Raw genomic sequence first — 7,844 nt, forward strand, 5'->3', positions numbered from 1 at the left:
CCTACCTGTGGTGGGCGCTGGCGACCATCGTCGCGGCCGGCGCCACGGTCGCAGTCAGCACGGCGACCGCCGGTGCACCGCGGGCCGCGACGACGACACCTTCGCCGGTCTCGGCGGTCAGCTGAGCGCTGAACTGCGATTCGCTAGCCCGCTGCGGTCTCAGGAATCCGACTGGGCGATTGCGTCGCCGGTTGGGACCCGTTGGCGTCACTGCCGTTTTTGACGCTGGCCGCGTAGATGTCGACGTATTCCTGACCGGAAAGGCCCATCAGCTCGTAGATCACCTCGTCGATGACGGCTCGCTCGATGAAGCGGTTGCCCGCCAGCCCGTCGAATCGGGAGAAGTCCATCGGCTTGCCGAATCGGACGGTGACCCGGCCGAATCGCCACATCTTGCTGCCGGGCGGGTTGACGACGTTGGTGCCGATCATCGCCACCGGTATCACCGGAACTCCAGTTTCCAGCGCCAGCCGAGCCAACCCCGTCTTGCCCTTGTACAGCCTGCCGTCGGGCGAGCGGGTGCCCTCGGGATACATGCCGAGCAGCTTGCCCTGGCTCAGCAACCGTTCAGCGGTATTCAGCGCAGCCTGCGCGGCGTCGGCGTCGCTGCGGTCGATCGGCACCTGGCCCGTGGTGCCGTAAAACCAGCGCTGGAACCATCCCTTCAGGCCGGTGCCGGTGAAATATTCGGCCTTGGCCAAGAATGTGATCCGGCGCCGCACAACCAGCGGCAGATAGAAACTGTCGGCGACCGCCAGATGGTTACTTGCCAGGATCGCCGGGCCGGACTGCGGGACGTATTCCAGGCCTTCAACTTTCGGCCGACCAAGCAAGGCAAGCAACGGGCCCATGAAGATGTACTTGAAAAGCCAGTACCACATGGACCCTCCCACTTGCCCCTCGACCGACAGTGTTCTGCGCCAACTGTACCGATCGAGTGTGCATAGGACCACATCGACGATTGCGACCTGCTTACTCTTCGGCAGCGAGCCGGCTGCCGTTAACCCGAACCGCTGCGGCTACTCCTCGACGGTCACGGTGATGGGCTGATAGCGACTCGGCGCGCCGGCATCGGTATCGGGCGCGGCACCGCCGCCCGGTCCGCCGTCCGGCGGCGGCTTCGATCCGTCGACTTGCTCGACTTGATCTATAAGGGCCCGGACCACCGCCAGCAGCGAGACGCTGTGTTCCGCGATGACGGTCAACAACGGGTGTTCTTCCCCGGTCACCACCGCGGCCAACGCGCACACCGGACACCACACCTGCTGGCACTTTCCGCTGCCGGCGCCGTCGCCAAGCACCCGTGACGCCGCCAAGCGCACGGCAGGGTCGATCCCGTCGAGAATGCTCTGAGCGAGTTTGCGCAACTCGGGACCGATGTCGGGGTGGACGCCAGTCACTTCGGCCACACCTCCGGATCAGGTTGAAAACGCACCGTCAACTCGCTACCTCGAAGATGCGCGTCCAGTACCGTGCATCGCCGCAGGACGGACGCTAACCGCACTCTGCGCCGCATCCCGCCGGCGCCGACGATCAGATCGTCGCCGACCCGGCCAAGGGTAAGCGCGCCGGAGTCGATCTGCGGCAACTCTAGCCGCAATCGGTAGACCGACTGCAGACCGGATCCCGACTCCAACTCGACGACCGGACGCACCGGCCCCGGCGGTGCTGAGCTGCCGCGACGGCGCGCACTGTCCAGCAGTTCCGCCAACGCTTTGGCGCCGATCGGCTCGCCGGCCAGATGCGGGGTGAGCACCAGTGCCACATCGCCGATAGCGGCGTCCAGCTCGTCCAGCACAGCGCGCTGCTCACTGATGCGCTCGGAATACCAGTCGAAGGCCGGATGGGCGGGCAGATTGCGGTACTCGTAGGAATCATCCTGCACCAGAATCTGGTTGACGATTAGTTCCTCGACCCGCACGCCCATCAACGCCAACGAACCCAGGGTCCGGACCGCTTCGGCTGCCACCACCCGTTCGGCGGTGAGGACCAGATGCGCACCGACGCGGGTCGCGTCGGTCAGCAGCGCGCTGAGGGTTTCGACGCTCGCGCTGATGCGTTCAAGCAGCTCCACCACCGCCGTCGACCGCGCATCGTCGGCAGCGGCGGAAAGCCGGCGGTGGCGCGGCCATCCGCGCTCGACGTACAGCGCAAAGGTGGCCGGCAGGGTCAGCATCCGCATCGCGTCGGCGGTGGAGGCACAGTCGACCACGATGTGGTCCCACTGCCCCGAGGTAGCCAACTCGCCGACCTCATGCAGCCCGAGGACTTCCTGTACGCCGGGTAGCGCCGAAAGTTCTTCGGGGGCAATCTCACCCAGCTCCGATTCTGCGAAGCGTCGGCCCAGTGTGTCGACGACTGTGCGCCAACGAGCCTCGAGCAGCGCCAGGGTATCCATCGCCAGCGCGTCGAGGAAGCCGCCGCCCGCGTCGGCCGCCCCGGTTTCCAGGTCGGCGAGCACCCGGACCGGATCGCGCCGGCCGGACGGCGTGACCGTGATCCCGAGCACGTCACCCAATGAGTGCGCCTGGTCGGTGGATACCAACAGCACCCGCTGACCAGCGCGCGCTTCACGCACGGCGGTCGCGGCCGCCAAAGTGGACTTTCCTACCCCACCCTTGCCGACGAAAAGACTGATCCGAGTGAACGAAGGCGCCACTGATTCACCCAGCTTCACTCAGCCTCGACTCGTTTCTTCAGATCCTTCAAAGCGGTGTCGATCAACCTGCGCTCGGCCTTGCGCTTGAGCAAGCCGATCATCGGGATAGCGATGTCGACGGTGAGCTCGTAGGTGACGTCGGTACCAGACCCCTTGGACGCCAATCGATATACGCCGTCGAGGGACCGCAACAGCGAGCTGGAGACGAGCGACCAGCGGACCGATTTGCGATCTTTCGGCCACTCGTAGGACAGCACCAACGTGTCTTTGAGGACGCTGGTGTCCAGCACCAACCGCGCCACTTTCGGGTTCCCGTTGCGGTCGGCCTCGAGCACTTCGGCCTCCCGGTATTCCGACACCCAATCGGGATACGAACCGATATCCGCGATCACATCCATGACCGTGCTGGGATCCGCGTCGATGTAGATCGTCTGCGCCGTCTTCTCCGCCACCTAGTCGCTTCCTTCTCCCCCGTACGCGGTCGCCACCCTGCGAGCTGTACCGCCATCCACGGCAGAAACGGTACTCCCCGGTTGAACTCAGACCTGGTCAAGCACCGGAGAAACCCCGACCGGCCGAGAACGCTCGAGCGTCGCCTTCACCTCGAAAGCCATTCGCTTGCCGGCGACCCGACGGCGATGGGTGATTCTGCTGAAGTTCATCCTGGCCAACTGCCAGGCCGCCACTCCGGACGGCTCGGCATGCAGGAAGTAGTGCAACACCACGCCATCCAGGGCAGGCTCCAGCCAGACTTCCATGGTCCCGGTCAGCGGCCCGGTCACCGTCCATCGGACTCCTAACGGCCCGCGGTCCTCGATGACCTGCAGCCGCAGATCTGGCCACCACCGCCGCCAGTTGGCCGGATCACCGACTGCGGCGCCGACGCGTGCCGGGTCGGCAGCGACAAACGTCTCGTCGGCGATGTGAACGCTGTGCACGGCCCCTAGCTTCACATACCGCACGGATGGCCGCATAGCACCACCCGGGATTGCCCGGACTAGGCTGAGTCCAGAATTTAGCCCGGCTACCCGGCGGCATAACTCAAGCGAGGTCACAAGAGTGCGTGAATTCAGCGTTCCCGCCCCGTTCACGGTGGGCGAGCACGACAACGTCGTCGACGCGGTGTTCTCCCACGAGCGCGACGAGCCCGACACCGTAATCTTTCAGCGCCTGGTCGATGGTGCCTGGATTGACGTCACCTGCGCCGCCGCTGCGGCCCAAATCCGCTCGGCAGCACTGGGTTTGATCGCACAAGGGGTGCAGGCCGGTGACCGGGTGGTTATCTTCTCGGCCACCTGCTACGAGTGGGCGATCCTCGATCTGGCGATCCTGGCGGTAGGCGCTGTCACCGTCCCGATCTACGAAACGTCGTCGGCCGAGCAGGTGCGCTGGGTGCTCTCCGACTCGGGTGCGGTGGTGGCGTTCGCCGAAACCGACGCCCACGCGAAGATGGTCAGCGAGCTCACCGGCGACCTGCCTGAGCTGCGGCGCGTGCTGCAAATCGACGGTTCGGACGACGCGGCCCTCGATCAACTCGAGCGGGATGGCGCGTCGGTCGAACCGGCCGAGCTGACCGCCCGCCTCGAGGCGTTGCGCAGCGACGATCCGGCGACGCTGATCTACACCTCGGGTACCACCGGGCGCCCGAAGGGCTGCCAACTGACCCATTCCAACCTGGTCTACGAAACCCGGGGCGCCAAGGAGGTTCTGCCCACGCTGCTGCGCAAGGGCGAGCGGCTGCTGGTCTTCCTGCCGCTGGCGCACGTGTTGGCCCGCGCACTCACGTTGAGCGCATTTCACAACAAGGTCATCGTCGGATTCACCAGTGACATCAAGAATCTGGTGCCGATGTTCGGGGTGTTCAAACCGACGGTCGTGGTGTCGGTGCCGCGGGTGTTCGAGAAGGTCTACAACACTGCCGCGCAGAACGCCGCCAGCGACGGGAAGGGCCGCATCTTCGCGATCGCCGCGCAGACCGCCGTCGACTGGAGCGAGGCTCAGGATCGCGGCGGCCCGGGTGTAGTGCTGCGGGCCAAGCACGCGCTGTTCGATCGGCTGGTCTACCACAAGCTGCGCGCGGCGCTGGGCGGCGACTGCCGCGCGTCGGTCTCTGGCGGCGCACCGCTGGGGGCACGGCTGGGCCACTTCTACCGCGGCGTCGGTCTCACCGTCTACGAGGGCTACGGGCTGACCGAGACCAGTGCGGCGATCACCGTTAATCAGGTCGGCGCCCTGAAAATTGGCACCGTCGGAAAGTTGTTGCCGGGCAACAGCTTGCGCATCGCCGACGACGGCGAGCTGTTGGTGCGCGGCGGTGTGGTGTTCGACGGCTATTGGCACAACGAGCAGGCCACCAACGAAGCGATCGAAGACGGCTGGTTCAAGACCGGTGACCTGGGCACGGTGGACGAGGAGGGGTTCCTGACGATCACCGGCCGCAAGAAGGAAATCATCGTCACCGCCGGAGGCAAGAACGTCGCCCCCGCCGTATTGGAGGATCAGCTACGGGCGCACCCGCTGATCAGCCAGGCCATGGTCGTCGGCGACGCACGGCCTTTCGTGGGCGCGCTGATCACGATCGACCCCGAGGCGTTCGAGGGCTGGAAGCAGCGCAACAGCAAGCCCGCCGATGCGTCGGTGAGCGAGCTGGTCACCGACCCCGACCTGAACGCCGAGGTGGACGCCGCCGTCAAACAAGCCAATTTGGTGGTGTCGCATGCAGAGTCGATCCGCAAATTCCGCATCCTGCCAGTCGACTTCACCGAGGACACCGGCGAGCTCACCCCGACGATGAAGGTCAAGCGCAAGGTGGTGGCCGAGAAGTTCGCCCACGACATCGACGAGATCTACGCTAAGGGCTAGCCCGGCGACGATGCAGAGCGCGCAGCGCGATGAGGAGGAGTCGGGCAATCCAAGCTAGCCGTCTACCAACTCGGATAGTCTGGCGGCCAACGCATCCCACTGCCACTGCGCGGTGACCCAATCCCGGCCTGCGGCGCCCATCGCGGCGGCGCGATCCGGGTCAGCGAGCAGCTCGGCGACGGCGTCGGCGATCTCGTTCACCGAACGACCGTCGACTACTAACCCAGTCTTGTTGTGCCGCACCGTTTCCGGTGCGCCGCCCGAGCGTCCGGCGATGACTGGCACACCGGTCGCGGAAGCTTCCAGAAACACAATGCCCAGCCCCTCGACGTCGAGTCCGGCCCCGCGGGTGCGGCATGGCATCGCGAACACATCGGCCATCGCATGGTAGGCGGGCAGGTGGGCGGCGGGCACCCCGCCGGTGAACGTCACGTGTTCGCTCACGCCGAGGCGCTCGGCCAGCCCGCGCAGCTTGTCCAGATATGGACCACCGCCGGCGATCACGAGCGCGGCCCCGTCCACGCGCCGACGGACTGCTGGCAGCGCCCGAATCAGCATGTCCTGCCCCTTGCGCGGCACCAGCCGCGACAGGCACACCACGGTGGGCCGCTCGCCTAGGCGCAAGCGGGTGCGCAATTCGGCGCGGCTTGCCGGGTCCGGACGGAATCGGTCGGTGTCCACTCCGGGCGGCAAGTGCTCCAGCGCGGCCTTCGGCCCGAACGCTGGGGCGAACCGCCCCCGGGTATAGCGGCTGACGAAGGTGACGACGTCGCTGTCGTCACCGATGCGACGCAGCACCGACCGTGCCACCGGAAGCATCGACCATCCGACCTCGTGGCCGTGAGTGCTGGCCAGCACCCGGCTCGCTCCGGCTTGACGGGCACGCTGGGCCAGCAGCCCCAATGGCGCCGCGGCGCCGAACCAGACGGTGTCGATCTCATGCTCGGCGATCAGCCGGCGCATCCGGACGTCGACGCTGGGCACGGGCAGCATCAAAGTCGACGGGTGACGCACCACCTGATAGCCCCGGGTTTCAGCATCAAAGGCGTCGGCGCCTTTCCACCGCGGCGCGTACACCACCACGGTGTGCTGCCCGGTGGCGGCCAGTCGAGAAACCAGCTCGACCAGATAGGACTGGATGCCGCCGCGCCGAGGCGGAAAGTCGTTGGTTACCAGTAGGACCCGGGACACCTGGGTAGGTTAGCGGGTCAGCCATTGCTGCCAGTCGGCGAGCACACCCGCCGCGTCGACGCCTACGGCGGTTTGCAGCGCGGTGGGTAGGTCGGCGTGCCCGACGCCGCACGCTGCCTGGTAGAGCGCGCGCAGTGTCGTCGTCCCGCGGGTGTCGGCGACAAAACGCGCGAACCACCACGCCCGGTCGTACGCCAACGAACGCTGTTTTCCGAGCGCGTCAAGGTCGGCGTCCGAGGGCAACGCTGCCGGCAGCTGCGTCACCTTGGGCAGCGGCGTGCGCGGCCTGGCGATGTAGTCGGCCACACCTTCGGTCAGCCACCGCGGTGCATCGACTGCTGTGTCGGCGCGGGTGGCATAGTGAAAAAGCTCGTGGCTCAACACGATTCGCAACGCCGGGTCACTCATGTCGACGGCGCCTGGTGCGAACACAATCCGCTGGCCGATCGCCATCCGCCGGGCCGGATCCACCCGGTCGGCAACGGCTACCGCCGCGATATCGGCCCACTGCGCCGCAGGCCCTCCGCCGGCCTCGGTCTCGAACTGCGATTGCGAGCCGGTTGCGACCACGGCGATATCGCGCGGCCAATCGGTCCCCCAGGACGCCTCTACGGCGTCAACCGACTGACCGATGGTCGCAGCGACCCGACGCAGCAGGACCTCCGCTCGCGGGCCGCCGAGATTAGTCATCCGCACGATGCGGTCGCCGGCAACGACGAGCCGCGGCGCTTCGGCGCCGACCGCCGCGGGTGAGGCCGGGTGGGCTGGTTGTGCCGGTGCTATCCGCCCCGGGCCGAATACCGAGACGGCGCCGAAGACGAGTTCGGTGGCGAGTACGCCGGCCAGTAACCAGCGGCGACGGTGTAAATGCCGTCGGCGGTCAGTAACGGCGGGCGTCGTAGATCGGGCCGGACGAAGTCATCGGCACCACCCGCACCGGCACGCCGTAGGTGGACGAGTGGACCATCAGGCCGTCACCGATGTAGAGGCCGGCGTGGGAGGCGTCGGAATAGAAGGTCAGCACGTCACCGGGCTGCAGGTCCGAGAGCGAGACTGGCTGGCCGCCGTGGGCCAGCGCCTGGCTGGAATGCGGCAGCGCGATGCCGGCCTGCTGGAACGCCCACATCACCAA

9 protein-coding genes are annotated in these 7,844 nt (G+C 66.8%); 1 reads left to right on the top strand and 8 read right to left on the bottom strand.

Annotated elements, in window-relative coordinates; translation table 11 throughout:
- Positions 1–143: 143 nt before the first annotated feature.
- The 5 genes from WB785_RS03660 to WB785_RS03680 form a co-directional block, all read right to left on the bottom strand.
- Positions 144–881: a lysophospholipid acyltransferase family protein gene (locus WB785_RS03660; protein WP_424077333.1), complete on the bottom strand. Its 738-nt coding sequence runs from the start codon at positions 879–881 to the stop codon at positions 144–146.
- Between the two features lie 138 nt (positions 882–1,019).
- A complete protein-coding gene (locus tag WB785_RS03665) occupies positions 1,020–1,400 on the bottom strand; it encodes a hypothetical protein (RefSeq protein ID WP_424077334.1) in 381 nt (126 codons plus the stop codon).
- Positions 1,397–2,659, bottom strand: coding sequence for an ArsA family ATPase (locus WB785_RS03670; protein ID WP_424077335.1), 1,263 nt, complete (start codon positions 2,657–2,659; stop codon positions 1,397–1,399). Before WB785_RS03670 ends, WB785_RS03665 begins: the two co-directional genes overlap by 4 nt.
- 14 nt (positions 2,660–2,673) lie before the next feature.
- Positions 2,674–3,111, bottom strand: a complete 438-nt coding sequence (locus tag WB785_RS03675; RefSeq protein WP_424077336.1) for an SRPBCC family protein — start codon at positions 3,109–3,111, stop codon at positions 2,674–2,676.
- An 87-nt stretch (positions 3,112–3,198) separates the two neighbouring features.
- Positions 3,199–3,597 carry a polyketide cyclase / dehydrase and lipid transport gene (locus WB785_RS03680; RefSeq protein WP_424077337.1) on the bottom strand — a complete coding sequence of 133 codons (399 nt, stop codon included), beginning with the start codon at positions 3,595–3,597 and terminating at the stop codon, positions 3,199–3,201.
- Positions 3,598–3,718: 121 nt separating this feature from the next.
- Between WB785_RS03680 and WB785_RS03685 the strand changes: the two genes are divergently transcribed.
- Positions 3,719–5,521: an AMP-dependent synthetase/ligase gene (locus WB785_RS03685; RefSeq protein WP_424077338.1), complete on the top strand. Its 1,803-nt coding sequence runs from the start codon at positions 3,719–3,721 to the stop codon at positions 5,519–5,521.
- A 54-nt stretch (positions 5,522–5,575) separates the two neighbouring features.
- Here the strand turns inward: WB785_RS03685 and pimB are convergent, their stop codons facing one another.
- The 3 genes from pimB to WB785_RS03700 all read right to left on the bottom strand — a co-directional run.
- Positions 5,576–6,712: a GDP-mannose-dependent alpha-(1-6)-phosphatidylinositol monomannoside mannosyltransferase gene (gene pimB / locus WB785_RS03690; RefSeq protein ID WP_424077339.1), complete on the bottom strand. Its 1,137-nt coding sequence runs from the start codon at positions 6,710–6,712 to the stop codon at positions 5,576–5,578.
- A 9-nt stretch (positions 6,713–6,721) separates the two neighbouring features.
- Positions 6,722–7,558 (bottom strand): hypothetical protein, encoded by an 837-nt coding sequence (locus WB785_RS03695; protein ID WP_424077341.1) that lies wholly within the window; start codon positions 7,556–7,558, stop codon positions 6,722–6,724.
- Positions 7,559–7,592: 34 nt separating this feature from the next.
- Positions 7,593–7,844 (bottom strand): C40 family peptidase (locus WB785_RS03700; protein ID WP_424077340.1); only part of this gene is annotated, 252 nt, incomplete at its 5' end.

The sequence above is a fragment of the Mycobacterium sp. genome, assembly GCF_049585075.1.
Lineage (GTDB): Bacteria > Actinomycetota > Actinomycetes > Mycobacteriales > Mycobacteriaceae > Mycobacterium.